This window comes from Scytonema sp. UIC 10036 (assembly GCF_009725235.1).
The window spans coordinates 15,330-35,349 of sequence record NZ_WJFC01000093.1 but is presented as its reverse complement, the minus strand read 5'-3'; the positions used below and the strand labels follow the sequence as shown (position 1 = coordinate 35,349).

Genomic DNA, 20,020 nt, shown 5'->3' with positions numbered 1-20,020 from the left:
TCCCAGCCTCAGGCTGGGAACGAGAGAGTAGCAAATGCTGTATCGGTAGAAGTTGTCGGGGATCTAACAAAAAAACGGCAACATATCTTACTAAAATTGTGTCAAAAATATAGAGGGTGTGTTATGCATTTGGGTTAACGATGTACCAATTATTTTCTCTGGGCTACACTTCAATTTTTTTTGTCAGCAGCTGTGTTTTATTACTGAGCATTCCTACTTTTGCTGCTGAAAGTGTAATACTGAAGTATCGTATTTTTCGTGAATCACTTTCTGTGACAGAACTGTCAACGTTTGCCCAAACGGGAAAACTGTCTGGTTCACTCTCATCTAATCTGGCTTCTTCAGGGCAAAACCCCCAACAAGTTCGCAAGTATTTGACGGAACCTGTAAAAGTTAATTTATTAATTCTTGATAAAATACTCAATAGTCGAGTCGGTAATGCCGTCCTTGACCAACTTACTCAAGTGATTCATACACCTTCTGGTAAAGCTGACAGACAAGCTTTGCGTTCTGCTTTGATTCTTTCTGCAAGTAAAGATGAACAGATTACGTTAATAGAAATCATTCAAAATTACCCAACATCTGAAGTTGAAGTTGATGGCGATCGCCTTGCACTCGCCCATCGCCAACTTCAAATTTTACAGGGCAATCTCCCAGATTTTCTCAAGTTTTAACTGGCAAACAGTAAATAATAGTAACCAGTTATCAGATTGCTGTGAATAAAAAATTAATATATAAATGTAACTGATAACTGATAATTAGTAACTGTACTCAATACGCTAGTGTTTCTAGAGTCTCACGTAAATAACGCTGTACCTGTTCCTCTAGTCGAAGTTTTTGCACTTGAGTATCACGCTCTAGCAACCAGCGTTGAAAACCAGAACTAGCTGCGATCGCGCTTTTGAGACTGTTCCATATATTGGCGTCGCCGGAAAATTGGCGCTCGCTCGTTGCGTGAATCCGAACCATATTTGTTCATCCTTATGATTAGCTGTGTAGTAACAGGGTACTCTTCATAATAGATACCCTGAGACCTTATAATTCTACTGCTTAATTTTCAAGATAATCTTTTCCCACGGTTAATTCTGTTTCGTTGGTTACTAAAATTTACACCCTTCTCACGGAACTTTTACCGTATGGTTTAAAAATATTTATTTGTCTTCAAATATTAAAAAATCAACGTGTAGAAACTTGCTTCTGCCACGCCACTTGTTGTAGCCTGTGAAACCCGTCCACCGCAGTCGCTCCTCTGCCATCTGCCATTTGCCTGATAAATATAGAGTTAAGAGTTTTTAATAGACAACTCCTAACTCTAAACTTTGTACCCACTATCTTGTTTTGGAAAGGGTACGACGTTTGGTCACCATCTGGTAGGCTTCGATGATATCACCTTCTGCCCAATCAGTATATTTATCTATACCGACACCACACTCATAACCAGAATTGACTTCGCGTGCATCTTCTTTCATCCGCTTGAGGGAGTCAAGAGTATCTTCATGGATTACCTTACCATTGCGACGTACACGCACTTTGCAGTTCCGTATAAGTTTGCCAGACTGTACGTAACAACCAGCAACAGCACCGCGACCGACAGGGAAGACAGCACGCACTTCGGCTTGACCGAGATGTTCTTCTACCAACTCTGGTTCCAAGAGACCTTCTAGAGCACCTTGGATATCTTCCAACAGTTTGTAGATAATGTCGTATTCCCGTACATCGACACCTGCTTCATCGGCTGCGTGTCTTGCACCGCTTGCGTAGGTTGTATTGAAACCAACAATAACGGCTCCACTGGCTGCAGCCAAGTCGATATCTGTTTGAGTGATTTCACCTGCAGATGCTAACAACAAACGAATTTGCACTTCGTTTTGTGGAATTTGCCTGAGCGATCCCACAATAGCTTCTACTGAACCCTGTACGTCTCCTTTCAAAATCAAGTTGAGTTCTTTTAACTCGCCCTCTTGAGCTTGAGCCGACAGACTTGTAAGGGTAACGCGTCCCTGCATGAGGCGGGATTGACGTTGTTTTTCGGCACGTTCGTCAGCAATAGACCTTGCTTGTTTCTCGTTATCAAAGACCTCGAACTCATCACCCGCCGCAGGTACTTCACTTAAGCCCAGTACCTCAACAGCGAAGGATGGATTGGCTGCTTCGACTCTTGCCCCTCTGTCATCCACCATGGCTCGGACTTTACCGAAGACAGAACCTGCTACTAACAGGTCGCCCACGTGTAATGTACCGTTTTGAATCAACAGGGTAGCAACCGGTCCTTTAGCTTTGTCCAGATGTGCTTCAATGACAGTTCCTCTCGCCATCCGCTCTGGGTTAGCAGATAGTTCTTCGATTTCTGCTACTAGCAGAATCATTTCAAGCAGCGTATCGAGGTTTTCACCTTTGATAGCGCTAACCGGAACCATAATCGTATCGCCGCCCCATTCTTCTGGAACGAGAGCGTATTCCGTTAATTCTTGCTTCACCCGGTCTGGTTGAGCTTCTGGTTTGTCGATTTTGTTAATCGCAACCACAATGGGAACCTCAGCTGCCTTTGCGTGGCTTATGGCTTCCACTGTTTGGGGACGGACACCATCATCTGCGGCAACGACCAAGATAGCAATGTCGGTGACACGTGCGCCTCTTGCCCGCATTGCTGTAAATGCTTCGTGACCGGGAGTATCGAGAAATACGATTTGCTGCTCTTTGCCATCGTGTTCCACATCTACGTGGTAAGCGCCAATGTGCTGGGTAATACCACCCGCTTCACCAGCAGCCACCTTTGTTTTGCGAATCGAGTCGAGTAGGGTTGTTTTTCCGTGGTCTACGTGACCCATAATTGTCACTACTGGCGGACGTCGCTGGAGTTTTTCCAGATCTTCGACATCAATCATTTCGGTGACTTTACGGGCTTCTGCTTCGGGTTCAGCAGTTGTAATTTCTGTACCTAACTCGTTGGCAACCTGTGTAATTGTGGGAATATCAAGGCTTTGGGTAATGCTAACTGCTATACCCTTCATAAACAGGATTTTTACAATCTCTGTATCAGCCACTGCTAAACCTTCTGCCAGTTCTTGTACAGTCATGGGACCTGTAACTGTCAGAATTTCCGGTCGCTCCCGCTTTTGCTCTGTTTGGCGACGATTTTGTTGTTGCTCTGTGCGATTGCTAGCTGGCTTTTTCCCTCTAGCCACTGGAGTAACAACAGCAACGGCAGGTTGTGCTGCTTTAGCTGCCTTGGGTTTGGGTGGACGGGCAATGGAAAGACTGACTTGAACAGCGGCTGGTATTTCTACTCCTTCTTCATCAAGTAGATCGTCTTCTAACAAGTCCTCATCATCGACAATCGGCTTGAGGCGCTTTCCTTTAGTGACGCCCTTACCCGATTTAGCCGCTTCTTTGAGTTCATCGATGTCCTCTTCCTGCCACTTCTTTCCTTTGGCTTGGCGGGGCGGTGTTGGTCGCTTCAGTTCGATAACTTCAGGTACAACTACGTCGTCATCCTCTTCTTCAACAGCTATTGCTGTTTTAGCTGAGCTTGGGATTTGTTTTGGTGGAGTCGCAAGTGTTGCTGCGACTGGATGGTCAGCAGACGGACGCATTGGTCTGCTGGGCCGTGGAGTATCTGCGCCTGCGGGTATCGGTGCAGACGGTTTGCCCGCACCGCGTTCCGATCTTACAGGCGGGGCAGGACGCGAGGGTTTTTGTGGCGGTGCCGCTGTTGAATCCCCTGTGGGTGGTTTGTTTGCTCTTTCTTTTTGCGGTCTTGCCTGGTCGTGCTTGGCAGCGTGTTCTTGCTTTCCAGGTCGATTGCGATCGCGTTCGGGATCGCGTTCTGGTTTAGCTTGGTCGCGATCGCGCTTCAGAATCGGCTTTTCACTTACATTTGCTTGAGGAGAAGTGCCACCTGTGTTTGGCTTTTCTCCTGGTGGTCTTGTAGGTGGTGCCGTCAGTTGCGGTTTTTGAGGTCTTTCTGGTTTTACCTTAGACCCTTGAGAAGGTGCAACCGATTTTTCTGGTTTTGCTGCCGTTGTTTTTTCCGCCGGTTTTTCTGTATCTTGTGTCTTGTTAGCCGCGTCTGTCACAACAAGTTCTTGAGCGGTCTCAGACTGATTCCGGGGTACAGGTTTGCTTGGTGCCACGGGCTTCATGGGTGAGACTGGGGTAGCAAAGGGCTTAGGGGGGGAGGGAGGATTGACTTCAGAAGAAGCAAGTTTAGTGTTGGTAGCAACTGACGCCTCGGAGGCGTTTGACGTCTGGTTTATCAAGTCTTTAGGTTTACGTATCTCCAAGATTTGTTGATTATTAGGTGCAGCAGGTCTGTTTCGGGAGCCAGCTTGTAGTGAATTTATTCTATTATGGCTATTTCCACCATTATCCTTTCTTTGCGGCACAGTTGTCGCCGCTAATTTTTCTGCTTGAGTCCGAATGCGTTCTGCTTCTGACTCTGTAATTGTACTGCTATGACTTTTGACCGCAATGTTGAGCTGGTCGCAAATTGCTAATAGCTCTTTATTATCCAAATTCAATTCCTTTGATAACTCGTAAATTCTAACTTTGCCGTTGTTCATCCACTCTTCCCCTTTAATTTACAGTTTTAACGGATGGTTGCCTGGTTTGTGACATCTCCATCCTTTTGATTACTGTTTTTTGGTTGCAGTTGCTATTCTTGCCGATGCCTCCAATCAGGAAAGAGAGATGTTCCCTTGTTAATGCTGGCATCTCCACCAGAATTGATGGTTGACGCCAAACCGCGCTTGGGCGCTACCAGGTTGCCATTCTGTTTTTTGTTTTTTTGCTTTTTCTGAGTCTTCCACAACACAACTAAGTAAAACTTGTTGGGAGTGCAGCTTCGCCCCTTTTTATAAAATCAAGAGCAATGCTAACGACACCCTTTTACTATTCTGGCACTACATGAGCGATTCTAGAGGAGGTGTTGACAGCACAATTTGTTCGGCTGCCTGCACTTTTCCTCTGAAATTACCGCTACAAGTTAGTTTCAAGCTCCGCATGCACTTCCTTACAGATTTTTCAGATGGGTTAGTGGTTAGTGGTTAGTGGTTGCTAGTTGGTACCTCGATCGCTACTAACGATTAACCACTTCCCACTTACCATCTTTCTAAAAAATCTGTAACTTCTTCAAGCATAAGCTCAATTATCAGTTGAATTTTGGTTATTTTCTTGGGATAGACGCTGCCACAATAGTTGATACAGTGGTTCTGGCACTGATGCCTGTAGAGCACGCCCTAGTTTATTTTTTTTTTGAGCTGCGGCGACACAGCTTTGGTTTGGACAAATATAGGCAGAACGGCCCATGCCCTCATCTAATTGTACCTGTCCCGAAGGAAACACGCGGACAATCCGCCAGAACTCTTGCTTTAACCCTACTTTACGACAACTAATACAACGTCGGTAGTTTGGTTTCATCGTCACAAAATCTATTCATATATCAACTACAGCGCGAGCGGCACACACTTGATAACTCGTTGCTTTACCTAGCATTCAAATTGTCATCATCTTCGTCAAAATCCTCATCCTCCTCTAGTTCAGAATCTTCCCGATCTTCGTCATTTTCGTCGAGTTCGTCTTCGTCAAGTTCATCTTCATCAAGTTCGTCTTCGTCGAGTTTGTTATTAAGTTTGTTTTCGAGTTCATCCTCATACTCATCCTCATACTCATCCTCATCTTGCTCAGCTGCTTCTAATGCAGCTAATTCCGCAGCATATTTTGCCCTAGCAGCTACAAACTTAGCATCTTCTCCTGCGTGGTCGTACTTAGCTTTGTCTTTGATATCAATTTTCCAACCCGTGAGTTTTGCAGCTAAACGAACATTTTGTCCTTCTTTCCCAATCGCCAGACTTAATTGATCCTCAGCAACTAATACGTGAGTTTGCCTGGTTTCTGGGTCCATGAGGCGGACTTCATCAACTCGTGCTGGGCTCAAGGCGTTTGCTATATAAGTTGCAGGGTCTGGCGACCAACGAATCACGTCTATCTTTTCCCCACGCAATTCGTTCACAACAACTTGAATCCGCGATCCCCGTGCTCCAATACATGCTCCTACTGGGTCTACATCGCGATCGAGTGTATCAACAGCAATCTTTGTGCGAGGTCCTACGTGACGGGAGGGAGGATTTGCTTCCCTGGCTACAGCCACAATCCTGACCACTTCATCTTCAATTTCTGGAACTTCATTAGCAAAGAGTTCAACGACCAAACCAGCATCAGCTCTGGAAACTAGTAACTGAGGACCGCGTTGCTGACCCTGAGATACTTTTTTCAGATAGACTTTAAAGGTAGCATTTGCTCGGTAATTATCGTTTGGTAATTGTTCCCGCTTGGGCAATTCCGCTTCTACCTCTGGCTGACCCAAGCTACTTCTGACTGCCATGATGACTGATTGTCTTTCAAAACGCAGGACTCTGGCTTGCAGTACTTCTCCTTCTAATTCTTGAAATTCTTCCTGCACCATTTGGCGCTGTTGATCCCGCAGTTTTTGCGCCAAAACTTGTTTGGTTTGCATTGCTGCCATGCGACCAAATTCTCCTTGGTCTGGTGTTACATCTAGCACCACTTCTTGACCGAGTTGTGCTTCATCACCTCCCATTTCCTGAACTTGCTGTAAGGCAATTTCGTGGTCAGAATTAGAGACGGCTTCTACAATAGTTTTTGTAGCAACGACGCGAAATCCTTCATCTTCCACGTCGAGTTGCACATCAAAATTATCAAAATAATCATCATCAAATTGTTTGCGTTCTAAATTTTGGGCACGTCGGTAACGCTCGTACCCCTTTAATAGTGCTTCTCTAATGGCTGATTGAACGGCGACGCGAGGTAAATTACGCTCGCGACTTATATTTTCAATTAAATCTTTTAATCCAGGTAACGTCACCATTGACATAAGCAAATCTCCTATATTTTTAGACAAGTACATAAAGAATGCGTGGATTTTAGATGCGTGGATGCGTGGATTCTTTTCCAAAACCCTAAATCTAAAATCTAAAATCTAAAATCTAAAATTGTTCAGTGGCGTTCATCCAGTTGCACCCTAACAACTAGGGCGCGTGGAATTTCAACTACGCGACCTTTTTGGTTGATGTAAACTGCTGTTTCATCCCGGCGAATCAACTGACCATTCCACTCTTGCTGTCCTTCATGAGGTGGAGAAGTTCGGACAATGACAGGAAATCCTTTAAAAGAAATAAATTCCCGGTCAGTCTCAAGTTGTCGTGAAATTCCAGGACTGGAAACTTCCAATACGTAGGCGTCTGGAATAATTTTTGCCGCATCCAGAGTGGCTTCTAAAGCACGGCTCATCCGTTCACAATCATCCAAACCTGTGTCTTGATTGGGATTGCGAATATCTACCCGCAAAACAGGTGGGCGTTGGTTGGTGTGAAACACAGCTCCAACAACTTCTAAACCAATTTGTTCTGCTACTGGTGTCGCCAATTCTATAACTTGTGGGACTAAAGGGTGAGTCATGCGGCTATTCCAACAAAAAAAGTGGGTCAAAAGCCCACTTCCTGCGATAGGGATATCTTCCAAGAAGTCTTAGGGCGAACCTATAACTTAAGTTCGCCCTTAACCTTAGTTTAGCGCATTTTTTTTGAGGTAAGATGCAAAAACTCGTTTCAAACCAACCTTTCCTCCAAAAGCTAGTCTAAGTGGCACTAACTTTTTGAGTTACCATCGGTTCGACTGCCAGAGGCACATTATTAAGTATCAATTTTATGTGCCCTGAGGCTACTATTATACACTATTCTAGTTTCTTTTGCTTTGGGAAAACTGTAATAAGATATAACCTATGCGGACGGAGTTTCAAGAACCCCATCGCCTATTCGATTGAGCTTTTGACGCTTCGCCTTCTGCCCTCTGCCCTCTGCTCTGTGCCTTCTTCAAGAACCTTTTTCCTTAGGTGATAGCATGACAGGAGGTGGAGAGCTAACCTGTTGAACTGATGGTTTTGTTCTCAGTTGTCTGGTTTGCTGCAAAATTTGCATCATCTCCTCTTCTGACATTTGCTGAACGTAATTGAGTTTGATTTCTTCTAGAAAATCGAGCACAAGGTTCTGAAGTTCTGAAAGAACGTGTTTGTTTTGCAATTCTGTTCCAAGAGCTTCGGTAAAGCGTTTTACTAATTGACCTGAAAGTTTTGCTCCTACTGGATCTTCGGCGGCGCTGACTACTGCACTGTAAAGGTTAGTGGCAATCAGGGTCGCGAATTGCTCGCTCAGTTGGATCTGTATCTGTCCTACTCCAGGAAAGTTTTGTAAATCTCTATACATAGGGGATTGTTTGAGAGCACTATCTATGGTATGGCGCAGGATCGCGATCGTTTCTGGTTGGATTTTTGGCAAGACTTGGTAAATGATAGTTTGAACAAAAATAGTTCCAATGGCTTCAATTTCATTGATATTGTTAATATCTATGTAAGGACGTAAACTCTCGTTTTGCTGTAACCACCTTTTGAGTTCGCCTCTGTGAATAGCCCCTTGAATCTGGTTGATAACCCGCACAACGACAATTTCTGTAATTTCTTCCGCAAAATTGGCGATAATTCCTTGATGGATTTGCTGGCGCAGGGGTTGAAGATTTAATAATTTGGCTTGGTCTAGACGAATGAGTACGGATATAATTCTTAACCATCTCAAAAACGGTAGTAGTAAGAATAGGTCGTACCAGCGCCAAAGAATTGCATTGAACCAGCTAAAACCAGGATGACTGCGCTTGATATAGTAGCTTCGTGCTAGCAATTCAACAGCAAATATTAAGACGAATGGTAAGTCAATCAGCCAAAAATCGTCGATAAATTCGCCATCTTCTCCTATACGACGGTAGTAATTGGTAGCAATTAAAGGTCTAATTGCCTTGTTGAAAAAACCTATTTCTTGAGTCCAATCGCGTTTTGATAAGTATGCTTGACTCCAGAAAATAGAAAAAGCTTTTTTTGACGATTCTACGTTAATGCGATCGCGCATCCGATTTTTGATTTTTTCTAATGTCCCGCTCTTACCCACTCCGGCAAAAGGATTGCTATCAACCATTTCATTACTCAAATAGCGAAGTTCGGCTAATCTTGTTTCTACTTGTGACGATTGCAATCCTGTTTGACTCACTTGTGCTATGAGTGCGTCTACTGTTTTCAGATATTGGACTGTTTCGCGATGGGGTTCAATACCTTTAAAGCGATCGTATATATGTGTTACTTGGGGAAGCTTTTGTACGTACAAATTTCGCCAAGGAACATAACTTAAATCAAATAAGATTAATAGTAAATTTGCTGAGGCAACAAGTGCCATCAACCTCTCAAACCATAAATTACGTGCTGATATAGCCATTTGAAGGAAGGATTAAGTATGAAGGATAAAGTATAACAAGCTAAACTTATACAGCCTGAGATAGATGACAAAATAGCTAATTACAATAATTCTAGAACGCACCCATTATAAATTAAACTAATCAAAAATCATCCATAACTGGGAGACAAAGAGGTTAAAGAAACCTTAATTCATTTATTAACGTCATAGCCATGCTGATTTAATTGTGAGGAGTCTTGTCTATGTGGTGTGTGTTAAGAAAATCAAGTGTTAGCATTGCTACAGCCTGTCTGATAACAACTAGCATAGTTATAACGGATACGGCGTTTGCAGCCCTAAGGTATACACCTCAACAGTTCCGTTCTGTGTTGAGGGGTTTGGGCTATAACATCAAGGTATCAAATGCGCCTTTGACAGAGGCGGATGCCAAAAAAGTCATCATTGAATTTCAAAAAGGGTATAAATTAAAACCTGCTGATGGAGTCGCAGGAGAGAAAACCCAAGATTTTGCAGCGACGACTGTTGAAATTTTGCAGGGAAACCTGAATTTGGTAGTTAAGCCCGATCCTCTCTTACCAAAAAATCAATATTACGGTCCAAGGACAGAAGCAGCAGTAAAGCTGTATCAAAAAAAAGTTGGTTTGCAAGAAACTGGAATCGCTGACTTAGCACTCAGGCAAAGACTTGACCAAGAGGCAAAAGAAATCTTAAACAAAACCGAACCGACCCCAACAGCCGAACCGTCACCGACAACTTCACCCACATCCAAACCACAACCGACAAGAAAACCGAGTTCCACTCCAACGACTTCACCCAAACCAAAACCTACTTCTACACCTGAGGCATCACCTACAGAAACACCAACACCAGAAGCTACAGAAACACCAACACCAACAGCGACTTCGACACCCACGCCATAGGTAGAAAGTCAAAAGTCAGAATTCTTTGCCCTTTTGACTTTTGACTTTTAACTGTTGAACTGACTTGGGCTGGGTTCCTCTAAAGGTCTACCTTTAGGAGTAGGAAGGATTGGGCGACCATTGTCGTAAGGCATGGGGATGTACTGAACGCTTGGACGTCCGCCTTGGGGTTGAGGATACAGATCCATGAGATCGTAGATAACACGGGGTAGTCCAACTGTAATAGGCAGCCCCATTTGTGTTGCTTCCTCCGCAGTGATGGGGTAGTCATGAGTCACGCGCCCGGTTGTCAATGCGTCGATAATATTTTCGATGTTTTCAGGCTTGATTTTCTCTGTGGGAATTGAGTCTTTTAACAAAGTCCGCACAAAGCGCTGCACCTGCTCGATGGCCTTACGTGCCAGGTCTGCCATAATAACAGTCTGGTCGTCAACTTCACCAATGGGTTTCTGTTCAACAACTTTAAGAATGCTAGCAGCGGGAAAGTTACCGAGTTGGGGATCGACCGGTCCGAGGACTGCGTTGGCATCCATAACAATTTCATCAGCCGCTAGGGCAAGCATTGTACCGCCACTCATAGCATAATGAGGGACAAAGACGGTAACTTTTGCAGGATGGCGAATTAATGCTCTAGCAATTTGTTCGGTTGCCAAGACTAAACCACCAGGAGTATGTAAAATTAAGTCAATGGGAACTTCTGGTGGGGTCAGACGAATTGCTCGCAAAATTTGTTCTGAGTCTTCAATAGTAATGTATCGCGATACGGGAATCCCTAAAAAGCTGATAGATTCTTGGCGATGAATGAGTAATATAACGCGGCTTTTTCGTTGCTGTTGAAATTGCTGAATGGTACGAACACGGCGAAACTCTATCTGGCGTCTCTGCCACAAGGGTTGCAGAGAAGAAAGAAGGAGAAAAATCCAGAATAAATCACCTATACCGAAGCCCATAGGGTTGATTGTGAAAAACTAAGAGTGATAGTCCTTATTGTGACAATTTTTAGAAATTTACTGGTCTATCTGGAGAGTTAGAAGGAGGCAGGGGACTGGGGCATGGGGACAAAGGGGACAAGGAATACAAGGCGACAAGGCGGACAAGGCGGACAAGGCGGACAAATGACTATTGACTATTGACAAATGCCCCATTCTCATCCAGGTATTTGAATTTCAGTGACAAAAGCTTCTAGTACGGGTAAGTCGTCGAGTGAAAGTGTTTCATCCTCAATAACTTCAGTACCAAATGTTTTGATGTGGGAATGGACGGCAGATTTAACATCGGCTAAGGCTTCCTCGTAGGTATCGCCTTGACCAACTACAATCCCTTTGATGCCAAGGGGATAAGCAATATAACCATCAGAATGTTTTTCTACAATAATTTTTATGTGTTTCATCTTTATTAATAACAACTTGCTTTAAATACAGAATACGTTAACCCTGTCGCCAAATTTTAATAGTGTCGTCATCGCTGCCGGTGACGATTATTTTTCCGTCAGGGCTGAAAGCAATGGAGCGGACATAGCTGGTATGCCCTGTAAGAGTCATAACTTCAGCACCTGTACTGACTTGCCAGATTTTGATAGTGCGATCCCAACTTCCACTGGCTAAAAGTTGACCGTTTGGACTGAAAGCAACTGACCACACTGAGTCAGAATGACCAGTTATGGTAACAATTTCTTGTTTTGTGTTAACATTCCAAAGTTTGATTGTATTATCGGCACTGCCACTTGCTAAAATTTGCCCATTGGGACTGAAAGCAACGGAGTTTACAAAGAAGGAATGACCTGTGAAGGTGTGCAGTTCTCTGCCTGTACTCACTTGCCAAAGCTTGACCGAACAGTCAGCACTACCACTTGCTAGAAGCTCACCATCCTGGCTGAAGGCGATTGACCACACTGAATCAGTATGTCCTGTGAGACTGCGGATTTCTACAGCTGTGCTTGCCAGCCACAACTTAATTGTGCCGTCAGCTCCAGCACTGGCAAACATTCGCCCAAGCCCTAGTTGATACGAAGAAGAATCTGGCAAGACGGGACTAAAGGTCACTGAATTGACCCAGTTGGAATGACCGGTGAATGTGCGAATTTCTTTGCCTGTATTTATTTGCCACAACTTTATTGTTTCATCAGAACTTGCACTGGCAAGCAACTGCCCATCAGGACTAAAGGCAACTGCATTCACCATATTGGAATGACCGGAAAACCAACGACCAAAAGTACGTATGAGTTTTCCATTGCTCAACTGCCACAATTTAACGGTGTTATCGTTACTTCCACTGGCGATCGCTTGACTATCAGGACTAATAGCAACGGCATGAACCATATTTGAGTGTCCGGTAATAGTACGTATGCACTGCCATTGCAAAGAGGTTTCTGAGGAAGGGGGAGTAGGAGTAGGAGCAAAGAACTGCCTGCCAGTAAAGGATTGAGGTGTAGGGCGTTGAGCGTGGGGACTAGAGGAAACCAACTGTGTAGGAGGAAGTTCTTCGTCTCCAAAAAGTAAGTCTAGCCATTGTTGTACGGATTGAGGGCGATGATGCGGTTGTAAATCCATTCCCCGCAAAATGGCTTCGTTGACCCTATTGCTGATATTAGGATTATAATATTGTGGTAGCTGTAGAGGATTTTCAGGGCTTCTGTCAACCGCATTTCTTGGTAAAACTCCTGTTAATATATTATACAATGTAGCAGCGAGAGCATATACGTCAATATATTCTCCTCTTGGTGCTTCCAATTCATATTGTTCGGGAGGAGCAAAACCAGGAGTACGGTACACTGTATGCCTTTGAACTGCATTGGGAATAAATTCTCTGGCAATACCAAAGTCAATCAATACAGCCTCATTTTTGTCAGCACGAATCATAATATTGCGTGGCTTGATATCTCTATGTAGCAAGCCTTTACTATGAATAACTTTTAACGCATCACCAACTTGCTGGATGTATAACAATGCTTCCGTTTCTGATAAGATTCCCAAACGACGGACTCGGTTGCTCAAGTCTTCGCCCTCAATATACTCCATAACTATGCAAGGAAGACTATCTTCATCAAAAATATTTTCTATCTGCACGATATGAGGATGGCGGCAGACAGCCAGCCGAACTGCTTCATCGCGAAAATCTTGCTTCAATTTCACTTGGTGCGGCTTCCAGGCAGCCTTATTAAGGAGTTCTTCTCTAAGTGTTTTAATAACCCGCAGTTCTTTGTGCTCGTTTCTAGCGAGGTAGGTCACACCAATTCCTCCTTCGCCTAGTTGCCCTACAATAATATACCGTCCCCCAAACAACTGTTGTCCTGGATTCCAGACCATTCGTAATAATCGCCAAATTCTGTATTTATTGTGGCATAGCTATAAGATTGAAATTGATTGGGGGAAATTTGCTCTCTTTGAGCCTAAACTAACCTACACTGAGGATTTAAAGGTAAAATTATCTGAACTTTTACTTATATTATCTTTAGATAGTAACCAATTGAAAACTAATACCGTTTTCAGATGAAGATGCTCCCGAAAAAACTCTACCAACGGTGGGATCTCTCCTTACCCCCTTAATCCCCCCGATGTATTGGGGGGAAACAGGAAATTTATTTTCCTCCCCTTGATAAGGGGAGGTTAGTCGGGGTAAAAATAATATGCAGCTTCATATTAAATTGGTATAAGAAAACTTTAAGATTTGATTAATACAGGACTGAGGCAATCTCAACAGTATTTTGGGTATTTCACAATTTGTAGCTCCCGCCAATCTTTTTAAAAATGATTTAGGATTGCTACACGATGACCCTATGTTAGTCTACAATATTTTGAGATTTTAAGTCCTTGAAGAATTAAGGAATATTACCTGTTCTTTCCTTAAAGAAAAAAACAAGCATAATCTGGAAAAGGATCTCGGTATTTTGGAGTTATATGATGTTTTCCTGTCAACTATGTTGAGCCAAAAATAAGATCTATTTTACAAAAAGAAAGGGAGAGAGCAGAGGTTTGGAAGTAGAAAAAAACTACATACTATTTATTTCATATGTCTGTGCTTATGCTTGAACATCTAAATTTGAGACAAAAATTAACAATTTTGCTGTCGATTATGGTTGTAGTGGGTTTAAGCTTGGGTGGCTTGGGTTTATCTGCTGTCCTGAAGCATAATGCAAGACAAGAAATCACAGCAACAGCCTTGTTGATTATGGAAACCATGACTTCTGTCCGTGACTACACAAATCAACAAGTCAATCTAGAGTTAGCTGATAAATTCGCAGTTGATTTTATACCCCAAAGTGTACCAGCTTACTCAGCAAGAGAAGTTTTTGAAGTTTTGCGAAGAAAAACAGAATATCAAGACTTTTTTTATAAGGAAGCAACACTGAATCCAACAAACTTGCGAGATAAAGCTGACAGTTTTGAAACCCAAATTGTTGAGCGATTCCGAAAAAACAAAAATTTAAAAGAATTGGATGGATTCCGTAAAATACCAGGCGGAGATATTTTTTATATTGCTCGCCCGCTAGCGGTTACCGAATCAAAGTGTTTGGAGTGTCACAGCACTTTTAATGTTGCACCCAAAACTATGATTGACCGATATGGTACAGTTAACGGATTTGGGTGGAAATTGCATGAAATTGTTGGCGTTCAAATGATATCAGTACCAGCAAGGAAAGTCATCCAAAAGTCACAGCAATCCTCTGTCTGGATTCTCGGAATTGTGTCTACTATGTTTATTGGTATCATTATTTTGGTTAATATTTTCTTAAATCATCAAATTCTTCGTCCTCTCAAACGCATCACTCGCATAGCTGAGGAAGTAAGTACAGGGCATATGGATGTAAATTTCCAGGAAATATCTAATGATGAAATTGGTAAGTTAGCCAAAGCTTTTAATCGCATGAAACTAAGTTTAGAAATGGCAATGAAAAAGCTGAAACAGTTTTACAATTCTACGCAATGACAGAAATTGAGCGCTCGTTATGCTAAAAAATTTAAAATTAAAACAAAAATTTACAATTTTGTTACTTTTGATTCTTGTAGTAGGTGTAAGTTTCAGTGGAATTACACTTGCTACGCTATTAAATCAAAATGCGAAGGATGAAATTACCGCCAAAGCTTTATCTCTCATTGATACAATGTCTTCTGTGCGGGAGTATACAATTACTCAAATCACTCCAGAACTTACGGATGACTTAACAACTAAATTTTTACCACAGACTGTGGCGGCATATTCAGCAAGAGAAGTTTTTGAAATTTTACGAAGAAGAGCGGAATATCGTGACTTCTTTTACAAAGAAGCAACACTCAATCCAACGAATCTTAGAGATAAAGCAGATAGTTTTGAAACTCGAATTGTAGAAGGTTTTAGAAAAAATAAAAATTCAAAACAGGTCAGTGGATTTAGATCGCTGCCTGGAGGTGATGTTTTTTACATTGCTCGTCCGCTAGCTGTAACAAAAGAAAGTTGTCTTGTCTGTCACGGTGCGCCTGATGCTGCACCAAAAACTATGATTGAACGTTATGGTACTGCGGGTGGATTTAATTGGCATTTGAATGAAATTGTCTCAGCTCAAATAGTGTCATTACCTGCAAGCAGAGTTATTGAAAAAGCCAATCAATCTCTTTTCATTATGGTAGGACTGGTGTCTGCTTTGTTTGTAGCTGTTATCTTTCTAGTTAACTTCTTCTTAAATCGAGAAGTTGTTGTACCTCTCAAGCGTATAACTCGCGTAGCTGAAGAAGTCAGCACTGGGCATATGGATGTTGATTTTGAGCAGCTGACAAATGATGAAATTGGCAATCTTGCTAAAGCTTTCAAACGAATGAAGCTGAGTTTAGATATGGCAATGAAAAGAATCAAACGTACTTATGGAAACACGGGGAGTACGTAATTTTGTTAGTGGTTAGTGGTTAGTGGTTTTACTCACTACTAACTACTAACCACCAACTACTAACTCTAAGAAAACAAACGCTGTCTGAAGGCAAAAGCTTCTTGTGCGTCGGGAATTTCCTTTGCTAAAAGCTCAACAAACTGATATGGCGAGGCGTTTGGATGTTCGGCTAGTGTCTCCTCCACTATCAGACTTGCCATCGGTCCAATGCGATAAGCAAGTTCTTGCTGACAGCGTTCTAAAAACGCTGGGTTGAGTGAAGATTGTGGTTGAGATGGTGGAGCTTGAGGTTGGGATGTTGGGTATGGTGGTTGATAAGATTTGGATTGTGATTGAACCTGTGGAAATTGCTGTGGAAATTGCTGTGGAATTTCAAACGGGGGTTCACTCGGAGGTGAACTAAAATGGGCTTCTGGATGTTGGTTGTGGAAGGGTCGATTGGTTGCGCCTGACACAAATTCGTGATTCACCAAAGTGGGAGGTAAATTTCTATTTTGTGCTTGTGGTTGTGGTGGTAGTTGTGGTGATACTTGTGCTATTCCAAGACGTGCTAAGTCTGTCAGAACTTCTCTTGAGTTTTGATAGCGGTATCTTGGGGTATCTGCAAGTAGTTTCGTGAGAACTTGAGCAAATGAATTGCTGACACGAACAAATTGATCCCATCTCCACTCTAAAGAATACTGATCCATTAACAAAGAAGGATCTCTTCCTGTTAGCAAAACTATTGCGGTTACACCTAAAGCATAAAGATCGCTGCTAGGAGAACACAGCCCCAAGCTAATTTGTTCGCGAGGAGCATATCCTACTTTACCAACAAGTGACATTTTGCCAACAAAAGTTATCTGGCTCGCTCTAGTTGCTTCATTTAAATCAGCTATTTGTTTTCCTACACCAAAATCTATCAGCACTGGTAACTCTTTTCCTTGAGGCAACATAATGTTGTCAGGGGAAATATCTCTATGAATAATATTGTTTGTGTGAATATACTCAAGAATTGGTAACAAGTTTTTCAGCCACTGTACAACTTCACTTTCACCAAAAACTTGTCCCAGTTTTTGACGTTCTCGTAATAGGGCTGAGTAGGTTTTACCATCCACAAACTCTTGTACCAAAAACAACCGACCATCACCTTCAAAACAAGCTAAGAATCGAGGGATTTGAGGATGTTCTAACTGATGAAGAATTTTAGCTTCTCTTTTGAATAAATTCCGGCACTTTTCTAGCGAACTTTCTCCCGAACCGGCAGGAGCAAATTCTTTTAAAACGCACGGTTCATTGAAACGACGCGTATCAAATGCCAAATAAGTTCTTCCCAATCCACCCTGTCCCAAAAGTTTTTGGATGATGTAGCGATTATCGATAAATGTTCCAGAGGGTATTTCTGGTTTAATGACGGGGGACTGAGACATAATCCGCGCACTCCTACCTAGCTGAAGTATTTTCAATACAATTTGTTTTTTTACATAGATGAGATTGACAAGTAAAAACTTGTTTTAACTACAACACCGAGCTTTTACGAGACACTTACATAACAACAGCCTTCTTCAAGCCAGTAAAATGTGTATTTAAATATACTTGGAACATGGTAAACACTCGTTGAGCGAGCGAACTTTATAAAGAACCTAATTAATTAATCAGTAGAATTCTTATAAAATACGCAAATCACAATTGAATTCTATCAAGCAACACGGATTGCTAGTTGCGATCGCAATATCTCTTATTTAGTTGCTTCGGGATTAATTAAGACAGTAGGCGTCTGTTTAACCTGCGCTTCTAAAGGTCTGACTTTTTCCACCAACTTAATAAACTGATCGTAGCTGGGTATTTTAGCCGCAGGAACATAACCGGCGTCTGAGATTATGTACCCTGGTGCTTGCTCCATAGCTTTTTCGATTTGTTGCTGTCGATTACGCTCTACTGTAGGTGCTAGGAGTACAACTGCAGGAGGAATCCATCGACTGGTGTGTAAAACCCTAAACTTAGTTCCACTAAATTGCTGCTTGTAAAGCTCAAAATCTTTTTCAGCTATTGCCCCAGCATCTACACTCCCTTCATTAAGCCATTCGAGAACTGTTTTAGGAGTGGGTGCAAAACGGATTTGAGCCAGAGTTAATCCATACAGATCGTAGAGAGGAACATAATAACCCGCAGCCGAACCTACCGATTCTAAAGCAACAGTTTTATTTGCTAGATCTGCTATTTTGGTAATCGGTCTATCATCGCGCACCACCAGTAAGGAACGCTGTCTGCTGCTAATTCCCTCCATGGAAAATAAAGGAATGTAAAGACCTTTGCCCATCGCAATTGCTGCTAAACCTGGAGGGGCAAAGACAATTTCCCATCTTTGCCGTTGAATTTGCTCGAGAGCTTGTAATTCGTTATAAGCTGGTTCCAGTTCTACAATTGATTGAGTTTGCGCGGCAAGATAGTTTTTAAATTGCTCGTACCTTTCTAATGAAACTGTTTGTTCACCATAACTGACTACTCCTACAGTAAGCCTTTCTGCACTTATAGAGTCCTTGTTACGACTGCATCCCACTCCAACTAGACTTACAAGGACAGTTAACGGGATTAGTAGAAAGCGCCGCCAGATAATAATTTTCATAGAGACAGCCTAATTTCAGCAGGTTCACCCAAAGCTTCATTAACAGCAACCAGCCTATAGCAATCCTATTTGAGATCCAAACAAGGGAGACAAGGAAGACAAGGAGGACAAGGAAGACAAGGAAGAGGTGTTTGTAAATCATTTAGGACTGCTATATCCTTCTTCAAGAGAACCGAGCGATCGTATAACTTCATTTACTATGATGGCAGAAAAAGCTTACCGTTAGATATAGAATTATATCAGCAAGCCGAAGCCGATTCTCTGCTCTTTGGAGAGAAAAATTGTTTTCGCTCCCCCTGCTCCTCTGCATAATTTGGTCAACAACCGATCGTCCATGGAGGGTAGTATGTCTGATTTAATCATCAGGAGTCCATTGACTGGTTCAAATCATGTCGTCGTCGAAGAAGAAATTGACAGTCAAATCATAAAGAATCTTTACTTACAAGAATACAATATCGATGTCAGTGATTATTTTAAAGAAGTAGAATCAGTCAAAATTTGTAGATGCTTGGATACAGATTACCGTTTTTATTATCCGCTTACTCTAGCTGGAAAAGATGAATTGTACAGAGAACTCCAAAAAATTGAGGGATATTACTCCTCAGGAAAATGGGAACATCAGGTAGCCATTAATTTTATCCCAGCAGATTGTTTAGTTTTAGAAGTAGGATGTGGAAATGGTAAATTTCTTGAAATTTTAGAGCAAAAAGGAATAAATTATATAGGTCTTGAACTCAACGACGATGCTGTTCGGGATGCTCAAAAGATTGGCTTATGTGTACAAAATCAAACTATACAGGAACACGCCAAAATTAATGCAGATAAATACGATATAGTCTGTCTTTTTCAGGTTTTGGAGCATATAGTCGAAGTAGAAAGCTTCTTAAAAGCATGTATTGCTGTTTTAAAGCCGGGAGGTAAGCTAATAATTGGAGTGCCTCATAATAACCCTTATCTTTTAAAACATGATAAATATTTCACTTTGAATTTGCCGCCTCACCATATGGGACTATGGAATGCAAAATCATTGGCAAACCTGGAAAAATTTTTTCCAATTCGCTTAGATAGGTATCTTATTCAAATTTTGGAACCCTGGTATTACGACAATTATTTTGGTTTTTATATTCAAAGTTTAAAGTCTAAATCAGTGCTATTAGGTAATATGCTTCAGTTCATTTTTCGGGTTACTAAATTCTTTTTATTCCGTATACGACCTGCTATAGTTCAGAGAAATCTACAAAATCTATTTGGGAGCTTTTTTGAAGGTCATACTGTATTGTCCGTTTTTACAAAAGTATCTGGTTAATTGCCTTAACACTGCAAGGGC

The 20,020-nt window shown here is 42.1% G+C and carries 17 protein-coding genes; 6 read left to right on the top strand and 11 right to left on the bottom strand.

What is annotated here, in order from left to right:
- Positions 1–140: 140 nt before the first annotated feature.
- Entirely contained in the window at positions 141–674 is a 534-nt protein-coding gene (locus tag F7734_RS33935) for an alpha/beta hydrolase (protein WP_155748931.1), read from the top strand.
- A gap of 97 nt (positions 675–771) precedes the next feature.
- Here the strand turns inward: F7734_RS33935 and F7734_RS33930 are convergent, their stop codons facing one another.
- The 6 genes from F7734_RS33930 to F7734_RS33905 form a co-directional block, all read right to left on the bottom strand.
- The gene (locus F7734_RS33930; protein ID WP_155748930.1) at positions 772–969 is read right to left on the bottom strand and encodes a hypothetical protein; all 198 of its coding nucleotides are present in this window, start codon (positions 967–969) and stop codon (positions 772–774) included.
- Positions 970–1,328: 359 nt separating this feature from the next.
- A complete protein-coding gene (gene infB / locus F7734_RS33925; protein WP_155748929.1) occupies positions 1,329–4,562 on the bottom strand; it encodes a translation initiation factor IF-2 in 3,234 nt (1,077 codons plus the stop codon).
- Positions 4,563–5,142: 580 nt separating this feature from the next.
- Positions 5,143–5,418, bottom strand: coding sequence for a YlxR family protein (locus F7734_RS33920; RefSeq protein ID WP_155748928.1), 276 nt, complete (start codon positions 5,416–5,418; stop codon positions 5,143–5,145).
- Positions 5,419–5,482: 64 nt separating this feature from the next.
- Positions 5,483–6,886 carry a transcription termination factor NusA gene (gene nusA / locus F7734_RS33915; protein ID WP_155748943.1) on the bottom strand — a complete coding sequence of 468 codons (1,404 nt, stop codon included), beginning with the start codon at positions 6,884–6,886 and terminating at the stop codon, positions 5,483–5,485.
- Between the two features lie 128 nt (positions 6,887–7,014).
- Positions 7,015–7,476, bottom strand: a complete 462-nt coding sequence (gene rimP, locus F7734_RS33910) for a ribosome maturation factor RimP (protein WP_155748927.1) — start codon at positions 7,474–7,476, stop codon at positions 7,015–7,017.
- Positions 7,477–7,889: 413 nt separating this feature from the next.
- Entirely contained in the window at positions 7,890–9,293 is a 1,404-nt protein-coding gene (locus F7734_RS33905; RefSeq protein WP_155748942.1) for a hypothetical protein, read from the bottom strand.
- A 260-nt stretch (positions 9,294–9,553) separates the two neighbouring features.
- On the opposite strand from F7734_RS33905, the gene F7734_RS33900 reads away from it, so the two are divergent.
- Positions 9,554–10,231, top strand: a complete 678-nt coding sequence (locus F7734_RS33900; RefSeq protein ID WP_155748926.1) for a peptidoglycan-binding protein — start codon at positions 9,554–9,556, stop codon at positions 10,229–10,231.
- Between the two features lie 47 nt (positions 10,232–10,278).
- Here F7734_RS33900 and F7734_RS33895 read toward each other — a convergent pair whose 3' ends face one another.
- From F7734_RS33895 to F7734_RS33885, 3 genes are all read right to left on the bottom strand, one after another.
- The gene (locus tag F7734_RS33895) at positions 10,279–11,181 is read right to left on the bottom strand and encodes a hypothetical protein (protein ID WP_155748925.1); all 903 of its coding nucleotides are present in this window, start codon (positions 11,179–11,181) and stop codon (positions 10,279–10,281) included.
- Between the two features lie 197 nt (positions 11,182–11,378).
- The gene (locus tag F7734_RS33890; protein WP_155748924.1) at positions 11,379–11,621 is read right to left on the bottom strand and encodes a type II toxin-antitoxin system HicB family antitoxin; all 243 of its coding nucleotides are present in this window, start codon (positions 11,619–11,621) and stop codon (positions 11,379–11,381) included.
- A 37-nt stretch (positions 11,622–11,658) separates the two neighbouring features.
- Positions 11,659–13,536 (bottom strand): serine/threonine-protein kinase, encoded by a 1,878-nt coding sequence (locus tag F7734_RS33885; protein WP_155748923.1) that lies wholly within the window; start codon positions 13,534–13,536, stop codon positions 11,659–11,661.
- A gap of 715 nt (positions 13,537–14,251) precedes the next feature.
- Here F7734_RS33885 and F7734_RS33880 point away from each other — a divergent pair.
- Together F7734_RS33880 and F7734_RS33875 are read left to right on the top strand one after the other, a co-directional pair.
- On the top strand, positions 14,252–15,157 hold the full coding sequence (locus F7734_RS33880) for a DUF3365 domain-containing protein (protein ID WP_155748922.1): 906 nt from the start codon (positions 14,252–14,254) through the stop codon (positions 15,155–15,157).
- Between the two features lie 19 nt (positions 15,158–15,176).
- Positions 15,177–16,088: a DUF3365 domain-containing protein gene (locus F7734_RS33875; protein WP_155748921.1), complete on the top strand. Its 912-nt coding sequence runs from the start codon at positions 15,177–15,179 to the stop codon at positions 16,086–16,088.
- 65 nt (positions 16,089–16,153) lie between these two features.
- On the opposite strand, the gene F7734_RS33870 is transcribed toward F7734_RS33875, so the two are convergent.
- Together F7734_RS33870 and F7734_RS33865 are read right to left on the bottom strand one after the other, a co-directional pair.
- Positions 16,154–17,497, bottom strand: coding sequence for a serine/threonine-protein kinase (locus F7734_RS33870; protein WP_155748920.1), 1,344 nt, complete (start codon positions 17,495–17,497; stop codon positions 16,154–16,156).
- Between the two features lie 308 nt (positions 17,498–17,805).
- A complete protein-coding gene (locus F7734_RS33865) occupies positions 17,806–18,693 on the bottom strand; it encodes a PhnD/SsuA/transferrin family substrate-binding protein (RefSeq protein ID WP_155748919.1) in 888 nt (295 codons plus the stop codon).
- A 69-nt stretch (positions 18,694–18,762) separates the two neighbouring features.
- On the opposite strand from F7734_RS33865, the gene F7734_RS33860 reads away from it, so the two are divergent.
- Both F7734_RS33860 and F7734_RS33855 read left to right on the top strand, forming a co-directional pair.
- Positions 18,763–19,005: a hypothetical protein gene (locus F7734_RS33860; RefSeq protein ID WP_155748918.1), complete on the top strand. Its 243-nt coding sequence runs from the start codon at positions 18,763–18,765 to the stop codon at positions 19,003–19,005.
- Between the two features lie 34 nt (positions 19,006–19,039).
- A complete protein-coding gene (locus F7734_RS33855; RefSeq protein ID WP_166482318.1) occupies positions 19,040–19,999 on the top strand; it encodes a class I SAM-dependent methyltransferase in 960 nt (319 codons plus the stop codon).
- Positions 20,000–20,020: the final 21 nt, after the last annotated feature.